The organism is Sphingomonas sp. MA1305 (genome assembly GCF_016107325.1).
In the GTDB taxonomy this organism is placed as follows: Bacteria; Pseudomonadota; Alphaproteobacteria; order Sphingomonadales; family Sphingomonadaceae; genus Sphingomonas.
Genome location: NZ_RCVT01000001.1, coordinates 1527800 through 1546470 on the forward strand (window position 1 = coordinate 1527800; position 18671 = coordinate 1546470).

An 18671-nucleotide genomic window follows, 5' to 3' on the forward strand; every position below is an offset into this window, starting at 1 on the left:
AGAGAGGTTTATGAGCGAGATCATCTCCCACGAACCGGCGACGGGCGCGGAGCTGTGGCGCGGCGCGATCGGCGACGTCGATGCGGAGGTCGCCGCCGCGCGCAGCGGCTGGGCACCCTGGGCCGCGCAGCCGCTGGCGGTGCGGATCGAGACGATGCGCCGCTTCGCCAATGTCGTACGCCAGCGCCACGACGAGTTCAGCGAACTGCTCGCCCGCGAAACCGGCAAGCCGTTGTGGGAAGCGCGTACCGAGATTGACACGGTGATCGCCAAGGTCGACATCTCGGTCACCGCTTATGCCGAGCGCACCGCGCAGCGCCGTCTCGATTCCCCAATGGGCAGCCGCATGGCGCTGCGTCACAAGCCGCATGGCGTGCTCGCGGTGCTCGGCCCCTATAATTTTCCCGCGCATCTGCCCAACGGCCACATCGTCCCCGCCCTGCTCGCCGGCAATGCGATCGTGTTCAAGCCGTCGGAAAAGACCCCGGCGACCGGCGCCTTTCTGATCGACTGCTACCGCGCCGCCGGCGTGCCGGCGGAATGCGCGCGCGTCGTCATCGGCGGCCCTGCGGAGGGCAAGGCGCTCGCCGATCATCCCGACATCGACGGCCTGCTGTTCACCGGCTCGGCGCGCACCGGCATCGCGCTCAACCGCGCCTTCGCCGCCAAGCCGGAGAAGATCCTGGCGCTGGAGATGGGCGGCAACAATCCGATCATCGTCTGGGACACGCCCGACCTGCACGCCGCCGCGGTGCTGGTCATCCAATCCGCCTTCACCACCGCGGGTCAGCGCTGCACCGCCGCGCGCCGCCTGATCGTCGACAGCAAGCTCTACGATCCGCTGATCGACACGATCAACCAGATGGTCGGCCGGCTGATCGTCGGCAGCCCGTTCGACGATCCGCAGCCGTTCATGGGCCCGGTGATCGACAATGCCACCGCCGACATGCTCACCGAGAGCTTCCTCGCGCTGCTGATGCGCGGCGGCCGGCCGATCCGCCATCTGGAACGCCTGTCGGACGACAAGCCGTTCCTGATGCCGGCGATGATCGACACCACCGACATGGCGGAACGCCCCGACATCGAATTGTTCGGCCCGATCCTGCAGGTGATCCGCACCGACGATTTCGACGCCGCGATCGCCGAGGCGAACAACACCCGTTACGGCCTCTCCGCCTCGCTGATCAGCCAGACGCCGGCGCTCTACGACCGGTTCTGGGCCAATGTCCGCGCCGGCATCGTCAACTGGAACCGCCCGACCAACGGCGCCAGCTCCGCCGCCCCGTTCGGCGGCATCGGCTGGTCTGGCAACCACCGGCCCAGCGCCTATTACGCTGCCGATTATTGCGCCTATCCGGTGGTCAGCAACGAGGCGGACGCGGCCCGGGCGAATATTGGCATCGGCCTGCGCGACGCGTGACCTGAGGCTTCGCGCAAGTTCGGCTACCCCATTGGAAAGCATCCCTGCATTGCCCGGTCGGGCGGTGCGGCCCATTTCCCAACATCATGGCTACGCTTCTCGATCCGAGCGCCCGCGGGCGCGTCATCCTCGTCGGTGCGGGTCCGGGTGATCCCGGCCTGCTCACCGTCCGCGCGGTCGAGGCGCTGCGCCGCGCCGACGTCGTCGTCCACGATGGACTGATCGCCCCGCGGGTGCTGGACCTCGCACCGCCCGCCGCCCAGCGCATTTCGGTGGCGAAGAGCCGTGCTCGCCACACTTTGCCGCAGGAAGCGATCAACGCATTGATCGTCGCCCATGTGAAGACCGGCAGCGTCGTCGTCCGGCTGAAGGGCGGCGATCCGTTCATCTTCGGTCGCGGCGGCGAAGAGGTGGAGGCGGTGCGTGCCGCCGGCCTGCCCGTCGAGGTGATCCCCGGCGTCTCCGCGGCGCTAGGCTGCGCGGCGGAGGCGATGCTGCCGCTCACCCATCGCGATCATTCCAGCGCAGTCAGCTTCGTTGCCGGTCAATGCAAGGGCTTGTCTGAACAGGATTGGTCTGGCCTCGCCGGCCAGGGCCGTACGCTCGTCATCTACATGGGCGTCGCGACTGCCGGGGACATCGCCGACAAATTGATGGCCGACGGCGTCGCGCCCGACATGCCCGTCGCGGTGCTCGAACGCGGCACGCTCGCGGGCAGCCGTGCGCTGCGCACTCTGCTCGCCGATCTCGGGCCGATGGTCGCCCGCGAGGCCGTGAAGAGCCCGGCGATCATCGTCGTCGGCGAGGTCGTCGAGCTGTCTGACGCCGAGGACAAGCTCGCGCGCTGGGCGCGCGTCGCCGAAGGCATGGCGGCATGAGGCTGCTGACCGGCAACGATCTGGCGAGCGGCGACGTGGTCTGGTGGAACGGCCAGGGCTGGTCGCGCCATGTCGAGGATGCGGTCGACGTGGGCGCCGGCGGCGAGGCGATCCTGCGCGCCGAGGAGGGCGCACGGCGCGTCAACGTCCCTTATCTGATCGACGCGACAGCGACGGCGGACGGCCCCCGGCCCGCCCATATCAAGGACCGCATCCGGGCGCTCGGCCCGACCGTCCGCCCCGATCTGACGCTCAAGCCTGCCGATCCGCAAGCGGGCAGCTGGGTGATCTGACCCGGACATCCGCCCCGGACGTCCGCTCCGCCGGGGTGGAAACGTCCGCCAGCGCAACGGGTGAGGAAGCCCCCTTCGCCACCGCCCTTGGGCGGCGGTCCCCTCCCGCCAGCGGGAGGACTTTGGAAGAAGATCGCATGTACAAGTACGACGAATATGATCAGAGCATCGTCGACGCCCGCGTCGAGGAATTTCGCGATCAGGTGGAGCGCCGCCTCTCGGGCCAGCTGTCCGAGGACCAGTTCAAGCCGCTGCGGCTGATGAACGGCCTTTATCTGCAGCTGCATGCCTATATGCTGCGCGTCGCCGTCCCCTATGGCACGTTGGACAGCCGCCAGATGCGCATGCTGGCGCATATCGCACGCACCTATGATCGCGGCTACGGCCATTTCACGACGCGTCAGAACATCCAGTTCAACTGGATCAAGCTCGCCGATACGCCCGACATCCTCGCCGAACTGGCGACGGTGGAGATGCACGCCATCCAGACCAGCGGCAATTGCATCCGCAACATCTCCGCCGACCAATATGCCGGCGCCAGCGCCGACGAGGTCACCGATCCGCGACCCTGGGCGGAACTGCTCCGCCAGTGGAGCACCTTCCACCCCGAATTCAGCTATCTGCCGCGCAAGTTCAAGATCGCGGTGATCGCGGCCGAGGAGGATCGCGCCGCGATGCGGCTGCACGACATCGGCATCCGGCTGGTCGAACGCGATGGCGAAGTGGGCGCGCAAATTTATGTCGGTGGCGGCATGGGACGCACGCCGATGATCAGCCATCTGATCCGCGACTTCGTGCGTGCCGACGAGCTGATGAGCTATCTCGAGGCGTGTCTACGTGTCTACAACCGCTACGGCCGGCGCGACAACATCTACAAGGCGCGGATCAAGATCCTGCTGCACGAGATCGGCGCCGACGAATATCGCCGCCAGGTCGAGGAGGAGTTCGCCGCGGTGAAGCTGCTCGGCATTGACCCGCCGGTCGCCGAGCTCGAGCGCATCCAGGCGATGTTCGCGCCGCCGGCTTTCGAGACGCATCTGCCGACCGAGGTCGACCGCAGCGATCCCGATTTCGCCGTCTGGCTCGACCAGAATGTCCGCCCGCACAAGGCGCCGGGCTATGCGATCGTCAACGTCAGCTTGAAGCCCGCCGGCGGCATCCCCGGCGACGCCTCTGCCGATCAGATCGCCTTGCTTGCCGACCTGGCGGAAACATTTACCTTCAATGAGTTACGGGTAACTCACGCCCAGAACATCGTCCTGCCGCATGTCGCTATGCGTGACCTTTGGGAACTTTGGCAGCGGCTGGTCGACGGCGGCCTCGCCGAACCCAATCTCGATCTGATCACCGACATCATCGCCTGCCCCGGCCTCGACTATTGCAGCCTGGCCAATGCCCGCTCGATCCCGCTGGCGCAGAAGATCGCGACCCGCTTCGCCGATCGCGACCGCCAGCGCGAGCTCGGCGAGCTGAAGCTCAAGATCTCGGGCTGTATCAACGCCTGTGGCCATCACCATGCCGGCCACATCGGCATCCTCGGCGTCGACAAGAAGGGCACCGAAAACTACCAGCTGTCGCTCGGCGGATCGGGGGCGGAGGACGTCAGCCTCGCCAAGATCACCGGCCCCGGCTTCGACGAGGACGGCGTCGTCGATGCCATCGAGCGGGTCACCGACCGCTATCTCGCTGTGCGCGAGGCGGGTGAGCGCTTCCTCGACACCTATCGCCGCGTCGGCTTCGAACCGTTCAAGGAGGCCATTTATGGCTGATGCCCTGCTCCGCTTCCGCGACGACGAGCCGCATGACGAGCCTGCCGTCACCCTCGATGCCTTCCTCGGCCAGAGCAACGCCACCGCCGTACGGCTGGAGGCGGGGGAGGATGCGCGGACGCTGTTGCCGCAGCTCGGCCAGCTCGCCCTGGTCGAGGTCAGCTTCCCTACGTTCCGCGATGGCCGGGGCTATTCCGCCGCCCGGATCCTGCGCGAGGCCGGCTATGCTGGCGAGCTGCGCGCGGCGGGTGACGTCTTGGTCGATCAGCTGCCGCTGATGCGCCGCTGCGGCTTCGACAGCTTCGCCCCCGAAGCGCCGATCGACGCCGACGTGCTCCGCCGCAGCCTCGATCGTTATGCCTATCGCTATCAGGCCGCGGCGGACGATGCGGTGCCGGTGTGGAAGCGGCGTCATGGCTGAGCCCTTGCGTGCCATCGACGTGATCGACGCCGCCCCGGCCTTTACCGAGGCGGATGCCGCAGCCCTCGAAGCCCGCTTTGCGGATGTCCCCGCCGCAGCGATGCTGGCAGAGCTGCTGACCGGTGAGCTGGCCGGGCGGATCGCCTCCGTCTCGTCGTTCGGCGCGGAATCCGCGGTGCTGCTCCACATGGTCGCCGCCATCGACCGCGACGTGCCCGTCATCTTCACCAACACCCAGAAGATGTTCGGCGAGACCCTCGCCTATCGCGACGAGCTCGCCGAACGGCTGGGGCTGACGGACCTGCGCGTCTTCCGCCCCGATCCGCGGTTGCTCGCCGCCAAAGACGCAACGGGCCTGCGCTGGTCCTACGATCCGGACGGGTGCTGCGACCTTCGCAAGGTCGAACCGTTGCGTCGCGCCCTCGCGCCATTCGACGCCTGGATCTCAGGTCGAAAAGGCTTTCAGGCCGGTACCCGTCGGGCGCTGCCGCGGTTCGAGATCGACGAGGGCCGACTGAAGGTCAATCCACTCGCCGATTGGACCAAGACCGATCTCGACGGCTATTTCGCCGAGCACAAACTGCCACGGCATCCGCTGGAGGCGGAAGGATATCTCTCGATCGGCTGTGCACCGTGCACCAGCAAGGTCAAGCCGGGCGAAGACCCTCGCGCCGGCCGCTGGCGTGGTTGGGACAAGGTCGAATGCGGCATCCACGTCGCGCACCCGCCAGGCGAAGACCCGGTCTTCTGATCCTGTCCGTACCGTTGAACGACAAACGGGGACGACCGTGATGGTCGCCCCCGCCCTGTCCGCCTTGCAGCAATCCGTCAGTTGGTCGTGACGGTCGTGGTCGTCTTCTCGGTTACCGCCGGCCGCGCCACCGCTTTGCGGTGAACCACGCGCTTCACCGTCCGGCGCGGCGTCGCCGCCCGCGTGGTGCTCGCCGCGGCAGTCCGCGTCGTCTCGGTGGTGACGGTGGTCACCGGTTGCGGCTGGGGCTGCGGCTGGGGCGTCGCGGCCGCCAAGCGCGCGGCGGCGGCGTCGGATGCGGCTGACTGTGCCGCGGCCTCGGCGGCTGCGGCGCGGGCGCGTGCTGCGTCCGCCTCCTGCTGCGCCGCTGCGGTAGTCTCCGCCGCTGCGGCGACGGTCGCCGCCTGCGTCTGCGCCTGCTGCTTCTGCGACAGGCCGATCGCCGTGTCGGCCAGTTCGGAGGCACGATGCGCGTCGGCGATCGCCTGTTCCTTGTGGCTACCCTTGAGGTCGTCTTCCGCCGCGCGCAGTGCCGCTTGCGCCTGTGCGACCATCCGCGGCACCTCGCCGGCAGCATTGAGCGTGCTCAGCGTTTCAACCTTGCCGCGCGCCTCGGCGATCGCGGCGCGGGCGCGGTCGGTCTTGCCTTCCGCCAGAGCCGGGCTAGCCGCCAGCACCAGACCGGACAGGGCCGTGGCGCACACCAGAATCCTACGCATGATTGCTCCTCCTAGGATGAACTGGGCGAGCAAACGTGTCGATGAAGCGCCCGGTTCCCGCGCCGGTCGGAGTCAATAGCCCGCGTAATCCGAGAAGCGCGTGATCGTCGGATCGAACTTCAACACCACTTTGCCCGTCGCACCATGGCGTTGTTTGGCGACGATCAGCTCCGCCAGACCATAGACCCGCTCCATGTCGGCGGCCCATTTGGCGTGATCTTCGAAGATCTTGGCCTCGTCGCCCTCCATCGGCCGCTTGGGCTCGCGCTGCGCGGTGTAATAATCTTCGCGGAACACGAACCATACCATGTCGGCGTCCTGCTCGATCGACCCCGATTCGCGCAGATCCGACAGCATCGGCCGCTTGTCCTCACGGCTTTCGACCGCGCGGCTGAGCTGCGACAGCGCCAGCACCGGAACGTTCATGTCCTTGGCCAAGGTTTTCAGACCGCGGCTGATCTCCGAGATTTCCTGAACCCGGTTCTCGTTGCTGCCTTTGCCGCTGGTCAGCAGCTGCAGATAGTCGACGACGACCAGCCCGATCTCGTTGTTGTGCCGCCGCTGCAGCCGCCGGACGCGGGTATGCAGCGCGCTGATCGACAGGCCGCCGGTGTCGTCGATGAAGAAAGGCAGGTTCTCCAGTTCCGCCGCCGCAGCGGCGAGCTGACCGAATTCCGCCTTGCTGATCTTGCCCATGCGCAAATTTTCGGAACTGATCCCCGATTGTTCAGCGAGGATACGCGTCGCCAGCTGGTCGGCGCTCATCTCGAGGCTGAAGAAGGCGACCTTGGCGCCGACCGATTCGCTCGGCGGGATGCCGTCCGCCATGTCGCGCATCCAGCGCCGTGCGGCGTTGAAGGCGATGTTGGTGGCGAGCGAGGTCTTGCCCATGCCGGGACGGCCGGCGAGGATCATCAAGTCGGAATGATGCATGCCGCCGATCTTGGCGTTGACCGAGTCGAGACCAGTGGTGACGCCCGACAGGTTGCCGCCCGAGTTGAGCGCGCGCTCCGCCATCTTGACCGCCATGGTCGTCGCCTGCGCGAAGCTCTTGATCGAATTTTCAACCCCGCCATCGCCGGCGACCTTGTACAGCTCCTCCTCGGCCGCCTCGATCTGCGCGCGCGGATTGACCTCTTCCGACGTGTCCATCGCCCGCTCGACCAGGGTCCGGCCGACGCTGACCAGCGCGCGCAGCATCGCCAGATCGTAGATCTGCGTCGCGAATTGGCGCGCACCGATCAGGCCGGCGCCCGAACTGGTCAGCTGCGCCAGATAGGCCGGGCCGCCCAACTCCCTCATCCCCTCGTCCGCCTCGAACATCGGGCGCAGCGTGACCGGCGTCGCCAACATGTCGTTGGAGCGTAGCGTCTTGATCGCGGCGAAGATGCGGCCGTGCACCGGCTCGTAGAAATGCACCGGCTCCAGCCGGTCGACGAGATCGTCGGCCAACCGGTTGTCGATCATCATCGCGCCCAGCATCGCCGCTTCCGCCTCGACGTTGCGGGGCAGGTGGAGGGGTTCCGCCGCAGCTGCGGGGGTCGGAAATGCCAGAGTCGCCATCGGCCGTCCTTACCCTGTCCGGCGGGCTGCCGACAAACTCGGAATTGTCGTGGGCGACCAAGCCCTCTATCGGGCGACGATGGCCGACCCGCGGATCATCGCCATCGACATCGACGAAACCAGCATCGGCTGGCGGTCGGCGGATGTCGAGCAGGAGCGGCGCATCGCGATCTTCGACCTGCTGGAGGACAATCACTTTGCGCCGCAACGGGTGCATGCCGACGGCTATGCCGGGCCTTATCGCGTCAGGCTCGAATCGGCGGAGGGACGGCTCGGCCTGCACCTGCACCGTGCGGACGGCAGCCATTTGGAAACATTGGTCCTCGCGCTCGGCCGCTTCCGCCGGCCGATCAAGGACTATTTCGCGATTTGCGACAGTTACTATCAGGCGATAAGGGCGGCCACCCCGCAACAGATCGAGACCGTCGACATGGCCCGCCGCGCCATTCACAATGAGGCCGCCGAATTGCTGCGCGAGCGGCTGGCCGGAAAGATCGATGTCGATTTCGACACCGCACGGCGGCTGTTCACGCTGATCTGCGTCCTGCACCTGCGCGGCTGATGGCGTACGGCATCCTCAAGGCGGCGGCGGTCCTGGCGGCGGCGGGTGCGATCGGTGTCGGCGGCTGGAGTTACGCGACCAACTGGCATCCGGCCGCGTCGCAATATCCGCTGCAGGGCATCGACCTCGAAGCGACGCCGGGTCCCGTCGAGTGGGGGACCGTACGGGCGCGGGGGGCGGACTTCGCCTATCTCGTCGCGACGATCGGTGGGGATCAGCGCGACCCGACCTTCGAAGCGAATTGGGCCGCGTTGCCGGAGGCGGGGCTGCGTCGCGGCGCCGTGCACGTCTTCTCGCTCTGCCAGGCGGCCACGGATCAGGCCAATGCCTTCAACGCCTTTGTTCCGCGAACGCAGGACGCCTTACCGGTGGCGGTCGACGTGTCCTTCCACGACGATTGCGCGGCACGACCGGAGCGCGAGGCGGTCGTGGCCGAGCTCGGTCGCTTCATCCGTATGGTCGAGGCGCATACCCGCAAGCCGGTGATGCTGCGGGTCGCCCGACCGGTCGAGCGCGCCTATGAACTCACGGCGGCGATCGACCGGCCGGTCTGGTCGAGCGCCACCTTCTTTACCCCAGCCTATGCCGCGCGGCCGTGGCGGATGTGGCGCGCCAGCGACATCCGCCGGATCGACGGCATCGAAGGCCCCGTCAATTGGGACGTCGTCGCACCATGACCGAGACCGAAACCGCCACCCGGCTGATCGCCGCCGCCCGCGAGGCAGCGGCGCATGCCCATGCCCCCTATTCCCGGTTCGCGGTCGGCGCGGCGCTGCTGATGGTCGACGGATCGCTGGTCACCGGCGCCAATGTCGAGAATGCCAGTTACGGCCTGTCGCTCTGCGCCGAGACGGTCGCGATAGCGACCGCCAGCGCTGCGGGACGGCTGCGCGACGTCGTCGCGGTCGGCGTGATCGGCGGCGCGATGGACCCCGCCGGCCGCGCCACCGGCGTGACGCCGGTCAGCCCGTGCGGCCGCTGCCGGCAGGTACTGAACGAGGCGGCACAACTCGGCGGGCGCGATCTAGTCGTCCATTGCGGTGCCGCGGAGGGCGACGCGATCGCGACCTATCGTCTGTCCGAGCTGTTGCCGCAGGCGTTCGGACCGGCCGATCTGGGCATCGGCTGATCCTCACTCGATCGTCCGGGTCACCCGGCCACCGGCATCCAGCAAGGCGACACTGGGTCGACCATCGGCGGTGACCTGCAGGCGGAGCCGCGGCCGGCCGGCCGCATCGCCGAGCTCGAGTTGCGACGAGCCGTCCGCCTTGCGGCCGAGATAGGCGCGTTGCTGGAACCCGACATTGGCGCGACGGAAGGCGGCGCTGCGTGCCGGCTCGGGCAGCGCCATTGCCCGCGTCGTCGCGGCGATGTCCATCGGCCCGTCGGGATGGTCGTTGACGATGACGCCGGCGCGCCGTTCCGCCCCCTTCTCGTCGGTGAACATCTGCACCGTCTGATCCTGATGCCAGCGGTCAAAGGTCAGGCTGCCGCCGTTGGTCGGTTGGCCGTTCCTGATCCGGCCGTCGAAGATCAGACCACCATTTTCCGATTCCTCGTCATTGTAGAACAGCATGCCGCCCTCCGTCCGGGTCGGGTGCGGGTGATCGCGGCCGTCGATGATGATGCCGGGCATGCGCTTGCTGCTGGCGATCACCATGCGCAGCTTGCCGTCGGGCTCGCGCACGTTGATCCGTTCGACGTCGAGCACCGACAGCCGGGCGCGATCCTCCGCCGCGCCGCCGAGCGCGAGCCACGCCGCCATGCCGGTCATTACCGCGGCATAGCCGCCCCAAGCCCGCGACGCATCGATCCGCATCTTACCTCTCCTCTGCCTCGGCCCGCGAGGCTAGCAGCGATCGGCGACCGGCGCATGCTTGCCCTCGATGCCCATTCCGGCGAAGAGGCGCACGGTTCGCCTCGGAGATTTGCGCCCATGTCCATCCTGTCCGACCGCTGGATCCGCCGCGCCGCACAGGAGCAGGCGATGATCGAGCCGTTCGTCGAGGCGCAGCGCCGCGACGGCTGCATCAGCTACGGCCTGTCGTCCTATGGCTATGACGCGCGCGTCGCCGACGAGTTCAAGATCTTCACCAACGTCGACAATGCCTTGGTCGACCCCAAGGACTTTGCCTCGAACAGCTTCGTCGACCGCAAGACCGATGTCTGCATCATCCCGCCGAACAGCTTCGCCCTGGCCCGGACGGTGGAATATTTCCGCATCCCGCGCGACGTGCTGGTCATCTGCCTGGGCAAGTCGACCTATGCCCGGTGCGGGATCATCGTCAACGTCACGCCGCTCGAGCCGGGCTGGGAGGGGCATGTCACGCTCGAATTCTCCAACACCACGCCCCTTCCCGCAAAAATCTACGCCAACGAGGGCGCCTGCCAGTTCCTGTTCCTGCAGGGCAACGAGCCGTGCGAGATCAGCTATGCCGACCGGGCGGGCAAATATATGGGCCAGCGCGGGGTGACCCTGCCCAAGCTGTGAGCCGCGAGCTTCCAGCGAAGGTTCCAAGCCGCTGAACGACGGTCGAATATCGGCGAGTCTTGACAGAATTGACGCCTGAACAGGGAATCTCCCCCCCCCCCCCGCCAACGGCGGCTGGTTCTAGGATCGCCATGACAAAGAGCGGGTGCGTGCATCTGTGGCACACCCCGCTCTTGTAGGACAGCGTCGATCAGCGGGCGGCGAGCGCCGTCAGCTTCGCCAGGCCGCGTGCGGCGACGTCGTGCGACGAGAGCACGGTTCCGTCGGGCATGTCCATCGCAACCTGCGGACGCTCCATCACCGCGCCATAGAGCGCGCGAGCTTCGCCGGTTCGCCCCGCCCGCCCGTACAGCGCAGCAAGGTTGAGCATCAGTTCCGGGCGATCGGGGAATATCCGCCGCTCCGCTTCGAGCGTGTGGGCAGCAGCGGCATAGTCACCCGCGGCAATGGCCTGATAGCCGGTACGATCCTGCGCCAGCGCCGGGGTCGCCAGCGCGGCGCCGCAGGCAAGGATCGTCATCATCCTGGTCGTCATGGCATCATCTCCTCTCCTACCGTCGCGGCAGGTTTCATTTTTGTGACAATAACGTGTCACTTTGGAGACAAGCACGCAACCGCCGAAGCTGGTGCGTCGGGCGACGGACGGCGGTTCGCCGGCGTCTGGCCCATACGAAAAGGGCGGCCCCTCACGGGACCGCCCTGGAAGCGATATCTGATCGGGATCGATCAGAAGTCGTTGCGATACTGCTCGTTGCCGATGAAGCCGAGCTTGGTCACGTTGGAGCGCTTGATGATCGCCAGCGTCTCATCGACCTTTTCGTACTTGGCGGTCGGATCGGGCTGGAAGTGCAGCTCCGGTTCCGGGTTCATGCCAGCTGCCTGATCGAGATACTGGCGCAGCGTGACCTGATCGACCGGGGTGCCGTTCCACGACACCGTACCGGCAGGATCGATCGAGATCTTGTTCTTCTGCGGATCAACGGGCGGCTTCTGCTGCCGCGGGTCGTTGACCGGCAGGTCGACCTTGACCGCGTGGGTCGGGATCGGAAGGGTAATGATGAACATGATGAGGAGCACGAGCATGACGTCGATCAACGGCGTCGTGTTCATTTCCATCATCGGCTCGCCGTCGTCGCGGCCACCACTCATTGCCATGCGGGTCTACTCCAGTCCTGGCCGCAGCTTACGCGCCGCCGCCGGCGGGCGGCTGCGAGATGAAGCCGACGCGCGCGAAGCCCGCCTGCTGCATCGTGAAGATCGTACCGCCGATGCAGCGATACGGGGTGTTCACGTCACCGCGGATATGCGCTTCCGGCAGTTCGAGCGCCGGGTTGCCCGGGCCGCCCTGGCGGTCAATCTCGGCCTTGAGCTTGGCGACCGCACGGTCCAGCAGTTCCTTGCTGGTCACCGGCGCCGTGCCCCAATAGACCGCGCAGCTGCCGTCCGGCTTGGTCGATACCGAGAGGGATACGTTCTCGGGCTTGGTCACCGTCGGGTCGAAGCGGACTTGCGGCAGCTTGATGCCCTTGACGGTCTGAATCGCGACCGGGACCGCGATCAGGAAGATGATCAGGAGCACCAGCATCACGTCCACGAGGGGCGTGGTGTTGATGTCCGACATCGGTTTCTCGGGGTCGCCCCCGCCAGCACTCATCGCCATGCGCGATTCATCCTATCCATTCTTTCGGCCGGCGCCTGATCGAGCCGACCATGGGGTGCAGGGCGGCACGACGCCGCCCCGCCCCTTTTGTTTTACGCGCGGGTCTGCACGCCACCGGCCTGGCCGGCGGTCGTGGTCGCAGCCGCCGGCTTCACCGGCGCCTTCGGAGCCGCACCGGCGATCGACGGACGGACGTTGCCGCCCGAAGCCAGGTAGCCGAGCACGTCGTTCGAGAAGGCCGACAGGTCTTCCGCGATCGACTTGTTGCGGCGCTGCAGCCAGTTGTAGGCGAGCACGGCCGGAACCGCGACGACCAGACCAAGCGCGGTCATGATCAGCGCCTCACCGACCGGGCCGGCGACCTTGTCGATCGACGGATCGCCCGACGCGCCGATCTTGATCAGCGCGCGGTAGATGCCGACCACGGTGCCGAACAGACCGATGAACGGTGCGGTCGCGCCGACGGTCGCGAGGAACGCCAGACCACCGCCCAGCTTCGAGTTGATCGCCGCTTCCGAACGGGCGAGCGAACCGTGCAGCCAGTCGTGCGCCTCGACCGGATCGGTCAGCTTGGCGTGCTGGTCCTGCGCCTGCAGGCCGTCGTCGACGAGCTGCTTGTAGGCCGAGTTCTTCTCGAGCTTGGCCGAACCTTCACGCAGGTTGCTCGACTGCCAGAAGCCCTGACGGACGCGCTTCGCCTGGTTCAGGATCTTCTGCTGCTCGAAGAGCTTCGAGAACAGGATGTAGAAGGAAACGACCGACATCAGGACCAGGATGGAGAACACCGACTGCGAGATCAGGCCGCCTTCCTTCAGCGCCTGCTGCAGACCGAACTGGTTCTCGGCGGCTGCGGTACCGCCCGCCGCGAGGATGGTGGTGAGCATGTGAGTAATCCCTCTCGTTCAATTTGCTAGTCGGCGGCCCCGTATCGGCGGGGCCGCCGCGAAGATCATTCGTTCTCGAGCTGCCAGCGCACGCCGCGCAGCGCATAGGTGGATTCGATCGGATTGCCGCTCGGATCCTTGGCCGGATTGAACCGGCCGTTGCGCTTCGCGAGGTTGCACGTCGCGTTGTCGAGGTCCGAGTTGCCGCTGGACGAGGTCACCGAACAGGCGGTGACACGACCGTTGGTGCCAATCGTCACCGACACGCTGACCCGGCCTTCCGCACCGGCGCGACGCGCCGCGGGCGGATAGCTGTCCTGCGGGAACCAGTCGCCCTGGTTGCCGCGCGGGCTGACCGGCGTCGCCACCCGCGGCGGGGCGGGCGGAGCGGCCGGCGGCGCCGGCGGCGCCGGCGGCGCAGCGATCGGCGTCAGGTTGATCGACTGCGGCGGAGTCGTCACCGTCTGAATCACCACGGGCGGCGGATTCGGATTCTGGACGATCGGCGGCGGCGAGACAACCGGCGGCGGCGTCATCGGCGTATCCGGCGGCGGCGGCGGCGGCTCATCCGGCGGCGGGGGCGGCGGCTCTTCCACGTCGAACGTGTTAAGCTTTTCTTGGGCCTTCTTCACGAAATTGGTCGCGAGACCAGTGACGAAGGCATAGCCCAGTGCAGCATGGATCAGCGCGACGATGACGATCGCGACCACCCTGCCACCGGACATCTTCTGGTCAGCATAGGCCATTCAGCAACGACACTCCCTAATTCTCAGACAACCACGTGTCCCGGGGGGAAAACACGTGCAGTCCCTGCCGCGGCCTACGCCGCGCTATGGCAGTGGCTCCTGTCCTATCGCCACGCCACTCCACACGCAAACGCTTTGTCGGACGCAACAAACGTACAATCGCTACGCGACACTTTTATTTCTGTATCGTTCAGACGCACATCCTTAGAGGAAGCCTTATGAATCCGGCCGTTCGCCTCGTCCTCCCCGTCGCGGCCCTCGCCGCCCTGCTCCCCAATTCCGCCATGATTCGAGCGCAAAATCTTGATCGCGCGAATCAGTATGCCGGGGTCGCCTCGGCGCCGATGGCGCCGCCGACCATCGGCTATGCGGACATGACCGACCTGATCCTCGACGCGCCGGTGATCGCGGATGCGACGATCCGCTCGGCGAGCCGTCTGAAGGGTGCGGACGCGGCATCCGTGCCGCCCGGCTGGGCGCGTTTCTATGTCGAGGCCGACGTCACCGCCCTGGTCCGTGGCGCCGGCGGCATCCCGCCGCGGATCGGCTATCTGGTCGATGTCGCTCCCGATACGAACGGCGACCTGCCGCGATTGAAGAAGGCACGGGTGCTGGTCTTCGCCCGGCCGGTGCCGGGAACCCCGGGCCAGATCCAGCTCGTCGCGCGCGACGCGCAGCTTCCCTGGACCCCCGGCAACGACGCACGCGTGCGCCAGATCGCCCGCGATCTGGTCGCCGCGGACGCGCCGCCGGTCATCACCGGCATCGGCAACGCCTTCCACGTGCCTGGTGCCCTGCCCGGCGAGGGCGAGACGCAGGTGTTCCTGACTACCGCCAACGGCGCGCCGGTGTCCCTGTCGGTGTTGCGCCGCCCCGGCGAGCAGCCGCGCTGGGCCGTCGCTTTGTCGGAGATCGTCGATGAAGCGGCAGCGCCGCCGGCGCGCGACACCTTGCTGTGGTATCGGCTCGCCTGCGGCCTGCCCCATATGCTGCCGGCACGCAGCACCGCCTCGCTCGCGCCGTCCGACGCGACGCTGGCGCAGGAGGATTACCGCTTCGTGCTCGACGCGCTGGGCCCCTGCGGGCGGCGGCGCGGCGGCGATACACGTCCGCTCAGCGGCGGTGACGCACCAATGTGATGCCGATCGCCTCGCCCGCCTCGGCGATGGCGAGCTTGACGATCTTCACCGCGACGCGGAGCACCCGCGCGTCACCGAGCAGAAGCGTTTCGCAGATATGGTCCGCAACCGCCTCGACCAGCGTGAAATGGACTCCGGGCGGCAGCGCGCTGGTCGCGGCATGCTTGAGGTCGAGATAGTTCTTCGACGCGCTGAGCGGCGTATCCGGGGCGAACCGGTCGGGGCAGACGAGGTCGACGGTGAGCGAGATACGCAGCGGCTGCGGCAGATGCGTCTCTTCCGAATAGATGCCGGTGAGGACCTGGACCTCGAGGTCATGGACCTCCAGTTGAAGCGTGTCGTGCATGGCGGGCGCCCTAGGCCCGCAACGAGGGCGCGGCAATGGCCGTTGCCGTCGAAGCGCCCGATCGCGACCTTTTCCCGCTTGCCTTCGGCGCGGCGCCGACGCATGCGCGCCGCGCAAAGGACCTGCCCGTGACCGCCTCCGCCACCCTGCCCCCGCCCGCCGCCGCCGTCGCCTTCGTGCCGCTCGACAGCGTCGCCGCGCCGATGGTCGAGGCGCTGCTCGATCGCGCCTTCGGCCCCGGCCGCCACGCGCGCACGGCCTATCGCGTACGCGGCGAGAGCGCGCCGATCGCCGCGCTCAGCATCGCCGCGGTCGAGGATGGGCAACTGATCGGCACGATCCAATGCTGGCCGGTGGTGCTTGCCGCCGACGACGGTGCGATCCACGCCATGGTGATGATCGGCCCCGTCGCGGTCGAGCCGGCGCGGCAGCGCGACGGGATAGGTCGGATGCTGATGACCCATGCGTTGCGCGCCGCGCACGAGGGCGGATTGGACGGGGCGCTGATGCTGATCGGCGATCCGGAATATTATGGCCGCTTCTTCGGCTTTTCCGCGGAACGGACCGGCGGCTGGCGGCTGCCCGGCCCGTTCGAGGCGCGGCGGCTGCTCGCCAAGGGCGCGGCCGTGCCCGCCACGACGGGCGAACTGCGCGCGGCACCGCGCTGAACCTTTACGGCGCGGCCCGGCGCCCCTACCTGCCGGCCATGCCGATGGAGGAGTTGCCGGACCTCGCGTCCCTGTCGCTGGCGCAGATCGCCACCCTCGCCGAACAGCGGCGGCTGCCCCCGGTGGAGCAGTGGAACCCCGCGCATTGCGGCGACAGCGCGATGCGGATCGCCGCCGACGGCACCTGGTTCCACGAGGGGTCGCCGATCGGTCGGCCGGCGATGGTGCGGCTGTTCTCGACCATCCTGCGGCGCGAGCCGGACGGCCGCTATGTGCTGGTCACGCCGGTCGAGAAGCTGGACATCGCGGTCGACGACGCGCCGTTCGTCGCGGTCGAGATGAAGGCGGAAGGGATCGGACGCGACGCGCGGCTGGCGTTCCGGCTCAACACCGGCGATTTCGTCACGGCCGGACCGGACCATCCGCTGCGCGTCGCCGGCGATGCGGAGTCGCCGCGCCCCTATCTGCATGTGCGCGGCGGACTGGAGGCGCTGGTCGCCCGGCCGGTCTATTACGAACTGGTCGAGCGCGGGCTCGCCGACGGCGGCGACACGCCCGGCGTGTGGAGCGGCGGCGCCTTCTTCCCACTGGCCGCGGCATGACTTTGGTCGAGCGGCTGCACGCCGCATTGGCCGCGCGCCGCGACGCGACGCCGGAGCTGCTGACCGGCGATGCCCGCGAGCTCGACACGCGCGAGGACCATGAGCTGACGCCGGCGGCGGTGCTGGTCGCGGTGACCGACCGGCCGGAACCGGGGGTGCTGCTGACCCAGCGCACCGAGACGTTGCGGCGCCACGCCGGCCAAGTCGCCTTTCCCGGCGGCCGGCTCGACCCGGGCGAGACCGCGATCGCCGCGGCGCTGCGCGAGGCGGAAGAGGAGATCGCCCTGCCGCGCGAACGGGCGACGGTGATCGGCACGATCGACACCTATCGCACGATCACCGGCTTCACCGTCACGCCGGTGCTGGCCGCGGTGCCCGCCGATTTGCCGCTACGGCCGAGCGAGGCGGAGGTGGCGAGTGTGTTCGAAGTGCCCCTCGCCTTCCTGCTCGACCCCGCCAACCATCGCGAGGCGAGCGTCGAATGGCAGGGGCGGATGCGGCATTTCTACGAGATCCTGTGGGAAGACCGGCGGATCTGGGGCGCGACGGCGGCGATGATCGTCAACCTGTCGCGGCGGCTGGCATGGCGGTGACGCTGGACCTGGCCGCGATCCGCGCCCGCGACGGTTTCGACGCGCTGGTCGCCGCCCTGGGCGGCGCGGCGGTGGCGCGGCTGGTCGGCGGGGTGGTGCGCGACACCTTGCTGGGCCTGACGCCGGCGGACATCGATCTTGCCACCATCGTACCACCCGATGACGTCATGGCGCGGCTGGCGGCGGCGGGCATCCGCGCGGTGCCGACCGGCATCGCCCATGGCACGGCCACCGCCGTGCTGCCGTCGGGCGCGGTCGAGGTGACGACGCTGCGCCGCGACGTCAGCACCGACGGGCGGCACGCGGTGGTCGCCTTCACCGATCAGTGGCGCGACGATGCGGCGCGACGCGACTTCACGATGAACGCGCTCTACGCCGATCCGGAGAGCGGCATCGTCTTCGACTATTTCGACGGCCTCGCCGATCTGGCGGCGCGGCGGGTGCGCTTCATCGGCGATCCGTTGCAGCGGATCGCGGAGGACCATCTGCGCATCCTGCGCTTCTTCCGCTTCCACGCGCGCTTCGGCGACGCGATCGATGCGGAAGGGCTGGCAGCCTGCGCGGCGCGCGCCAACGATCTGATGGCGCTGTCGCGCGAGCGGATCGCGGCGGAATTCCTGAAGCTGCTGATCGCGCCGGCGGCGGTCCCGGTCGTCGCGCTGATGATCGAGCGGCACATCCTGCGCGCGGTGCTGCCGGAGATCACGTCCGCCGAACCGCTGCGAGCGCTGGCGACACGCGAAGCGGCGGCGGGGATCAGCCCCGATCCGATCCGTCGCCTCGCTGCGCTGGTGCCACCCGACGCGGCGGAGACGATCGGCGCGCGGCTGAAACTGTCCAACGCCGACCGCAAGCGGCTGATGCAGGCGACCGCCGGTCCGGGCGACGAGGGGCCGCGCGCCCTCGCCTATCGCGTCGGCGGGACAGTGGCCGTCGATCGGCTGCTGCTCGCCGGGGCGGATGTCGCCCCGCTCGACGGCTGGACGCCGCCGGCGCTGCCGATCGGTGGCGGCGCCTTGGTCGCGCGCGGACTGGCCAAGGGCCCGGACGTCGCCAGGGCGCTGCGGAGGATCGAGACGCGCTGGATCGCGGAGGGATTTCCCGATTCCACGCGGGTCGAGGCGATCGCCGATGCCGAAGTGGCGGCGATGTCGTCGGCCTAGTTG

At 68.2% G+C, this 18671-nt stretch carries 24 protein-coding genes; 15 read left to right on the forward strand and 9 right to left on the reverse strand.

Going from position 1 to position 18671, the window contains the following annotated elements; genetic code table 11:
* Window positions 1–10 precede the first annotated feature (10 nt).
* The 6 genes from astD to D9601_RS07630 all read left to right on the forward strand — a co-directional run bounded on the left by astD (window position 11) and on the right by D9601_RS07630 (window position 5532).
* Window positions 11–1420, forward strand: coding sequence for a succinylglutamate-semialdehyde dehydrogenase (gene astD, locus D9601_RS07605; RefSeq protein ID WP_198353214.1), 1410 nt, complete (start codon window positions 11–13; stop codon window positions 1418–1420).
* Window positions 1421–1506: 86 nt separating this feature from the next.
* Window positions 1507–2298 carry a uroporphyrinogen-III C-methyltransferase gene (gene cobA, locus D9601_RS07610; RefSeq protein WP_198353215.1) on the forward strand — a complete coding sequence of 264 codons (792 nt, stop codon included), beginning with the start codon at window positions 1507–1509 and terminating at the stop codon, window positions 2296–2298.
* Complete coding sequence (locus D9601_RS07615) at window positions 2295–2591, forward strand: DUF2849 domain-containing protein (RefSeq protein WP_198353216.1); 297 nt, start codon at window positions 2295–2297, stop codon at window positions 2589–2591. Before cobA ends, D9601_RS07615 begins: the two co-directional genes overlap by 4 nt.
* A gap of 137 nt (window positions 2592–2728) precedes the next feature.
* Entirely contained in the window at window positions 2729–4360 is a 1632-nt protein-coding gene (locus D9601_RS07620; protein WP_198353217.1) for a nitrite/sulfite reductase, read from the forward strand.
* Window positions 4353–4781, forward strand: coding sequence for a DUF934 domain-containing protein (locus tag D9601_RS07625; protein ID WP_198353218.1), 429 nt, complete (start codon window positions 4353–4355; stop codon window positions 4779–4781). The genes D9601_RS07620 and D9601_RS07625 overlap by 8 nt, the downstream gene beginning before the upstream one ends.
* Window positions 4774–5532, forward strand: a complete 759-nt coding sequence (locus tag D9601_RS07630; RefSeq protein ID WP_198353219.1) for a phosphoadenylyl-sulfate reductase — start codon at window positions 4774–4776, stop codon at window positions 5530–5532. Before D9601_RS07625 ends, D9601_RS07630 begins: the two co-directional genes overlap by 8 nt.
* Window positions 5533–5609: 77 nt before the next feature.
* On the opposite strand, the gene D9601_RS07635 is transcribed toward D9601_RS07630, so the two are convergent.
* Entirely contained in the window at window positions 5610–6251 is a 642-nt protein-coding gene (locus tag D9601_RS07635) for a hypothetical protein (protein WP_198353220.1), read from the reverse strand.
* A 72-nt stretch (window positions 6252–6323) separates the two neighbouring features.
* Complete coding sequence (locus tag D9601_RS07640) at window positions 6324–7814, reverse strand: replicative DNA helicase (RefSeq protein WP_198353221.1); 1491 nt, start codon at window positions 7812–7814, stop codon at window positions 6324–6326.
* Window positions 7815–7893: 79 nt separating this feature from the next.
* Between D9601_RS07640 and D9601_RS07645 the strand changes: the two genes are divergently transcribed.
* From D9601_RS07645 to D9601_RS07655, 3 genes are read left to right on the forward strand one after another with little or no spacing between them, the layout of a single operon-like run.
* Entirely contained in the window at window positions 7894–8376 is a 483-nt protein-coding gene (locus D9601_RS07645; protein ID WP_198353222.1) for a UPF0262 family protein, read from the forward strand.
* Window positions 8376–9053: a GH25 family lysozyme gene (locus tag D9601_RS07650; RefSeq protein WP_198353223.1), complete on the forward strand. Its 678-nt coding sequence runs from the start codon at window positions 8376–8378 to the stop codon at window positions 9051–9053. Before D9601_RS07645 ends, D9601_RS07650 begins: the two co-directional genes overlap by 1 nt.
* Window positions 9050–9505: a cytidine deaminase gene (locus D9601_RS07655; RefSeq protein WP_232473864.1), complete on the forward strand. Its 456-nt coding sequence runs from the start codon at window positions 9050–9052 to the stop codon at window positions 9503–9505. Before D9601_RS07650 ends, D9601_RS07655 begins: the two co-directional genes overlap by 4 nt.
* Before the next feature lie 3 nt (window positions 9506–9508).
* Here D9601_RS07655 and D9601_RS07660 read toward each other — a convergent pair whose 3' ends face one another.
* The gene (locus D9601_RS07660) at window positions 9509–10195 is read right to left on the reverse strand and encodes a hypothetical protein (RefSeq protein ID WP_198353224.1); all 687 of its coding nucleotides are present in this window, start codon (window positions 10193–10195) and stop codon (window positions 9509–9511) included.
* 117 nt (window positions 10196–10312) lie between these two features.
* Here D9601_RS07660 and dcd point away from each other — a divergent pair, with 117 nt between their 5' ends.
* Window positions 10313–10867, forward strand: a complete 555-nt coding sequence (gene dcd / locus D9601_RS07665) for a dCTP deaminase (RefSeq protein WP_198353225.1) — start codon at window positions 10313–10315, stop codon at window positions 10865–10867.
* Window positions 10868–11057: 190 nt separating this feature from the next.
* On the opposite strand, the gene D9601_RS07670 is transcribed toward dcd, so the two are convergent.
* From D9601_RS07670 to D9601_RS07690, 5 genes are all read right to left on the reverse strand, one after another.
* Complete coding sequence (locus tag D9601_RS07670) at window positions 11058–11402, reverse strand: tetratricopeptide repeat protein (RefSeq protein ID WP_198353226.1); 345 nt, start codon at window positions 11400–11402, stop codon at window positions 11058–11060.
* Window positions 11403–11593: 191 nt separating this feature from the next.
* The gene (locus D9601_RS07675) at window positions 11594–12022 is read right to left on the reverse strand and encodes an ExbD/TolR family protein (RefSeq protein WP_198353227.1); all 429 of its coding nucleotides are present in this window, start codon (window positions 12020–12022) and stop codon (window positions 11594–11596) included.
* Between the two features lie 28 nt (window positions 12023–12050).
* The gene (locus D9601_RS07680; protein WP_198353228.1) at window positions 12051–12527 is read right to left on the reverse strand and encodes an ExbD/TolR family protein; all 477 of its coding nucleotides are present in this window, start codon (window positions 12525–12527) and stop codon (window positions 12051–12053) included.
* 92 nt (window positions 12528–12619) lie between these two features.
* Window positions 12620–13411, reverse strand: a complete 792-nt coding sequence (locus D9601_RS07685; RefSeq protein ID WP_198353229.1) for a MotA/TolQ/ExbB proton channel family protein — start codon at window positions 13409–13411, stop codon at window positions 12620–12622.
* A gap of 65 nt (window positions 13412–13476) precedes the next feature.
* Window positions 13477–14157 carry an energy transducer TonB gene (locus tag D9601_RS07690; protein WP_198353230.1) on the reverse strand — a complete coding sequence of 227 codons (681 nt, stop codon included), beginning with the start codon at window positions 14155–14157 and terminating at the stop codon, window positions 13477–13479.
* Window positions 14158–14375: 218 nt separating this feature from the next.
* On the opposite strand from D9601_RS07690, the gene D9601_RS07695 reads away from it, so the two are divergent.
* Window positions 14376–15296 (forward strand): hypothetical protein, encoded by a 921-nt coding sequence (locus D9601_RS07695; protein WP_232473865.1) that lies wholly within the window; start codon window positions 14376–14378, stop codon window positions 15294–15296.
* On the opposite strand, the gene D9601_RS07700 is transcribed toward D9601_RS07695, so the two are convergent.
* Window positions 15271–15642, reverse strand: a complete 372-nt coding sequence (locus D9601_RS07700; protein ID WP_198353231.1) for a dihydroneopterin aldolase — start codon at window positions 15640–15642, stop codon at window positions 15271–15273. The two genes, D9601_RS07695 and D9601_RS07700, sit on opposite strands and share 26 nt — an antisense overlap.
* A gap of 35 nt (window positions 15643–15677) precedes the next feature.
* On the opposite strand from D9601_RS07700, the gene D9601_RS07705 reads away from it, so the two are divergent.
* From D9601_RS07705 to D9601_RS07720, 4 genes are read left to right on the forward strand one after another with little or no spacing between them, the layout of a single operon-like run.
* Window positions 15678–16310 (forward strand): GNAT family N-acetyltransferase, encoded by a 633-nt coding sequence (locus D9601_RS07705; RefSeq protein WP_443024709.1) that lies wholly within the window; start codon window positions 15678–15680, stop codon window positions 16308–16310.
* Window positions 16311–16348: 38 nt separating this feature from the next.
* Entirely contained in the window at window positions 16349–16912 is a 564-nt protein-coding gene (locus D9601_RS07710) for a DUF1285 domain-containing protein (protein ID WP_198353232.1), read from the forward strand.
* Window positions 16909–17505: a CoA pyrophosphatase gene (locus D9601_RS07715; protein WP_198353233.1), complete on the forward strand. Its 597-nt coding sequence runs from the start codon at window positions 16909–16911 to the stop codon at window positions 17503–17505. Before D9601_RS07710 ends, D9601_RS07715 begins: the two co-directional genes overlap by 4 nt.
* Window positions 17496–18668: a CCA tRNA nucleotidyltransferase gene (locus D9601_RS07720; RefSeq protein ID WP_198353234.1), complete on the forward strand. Its 1173-nt coding sequence runs from the start codon at window positions 17496–17498 to the stop codon at window positions 18666–18668. The genes D9601_RS07715 and D9601_RS07720 overlap by 10 nt, the downstream gene beginning before the upstream one ends.
* The last annotated feature ends 3 nt before the right edge of the window (window positions 18669–18671 follow it).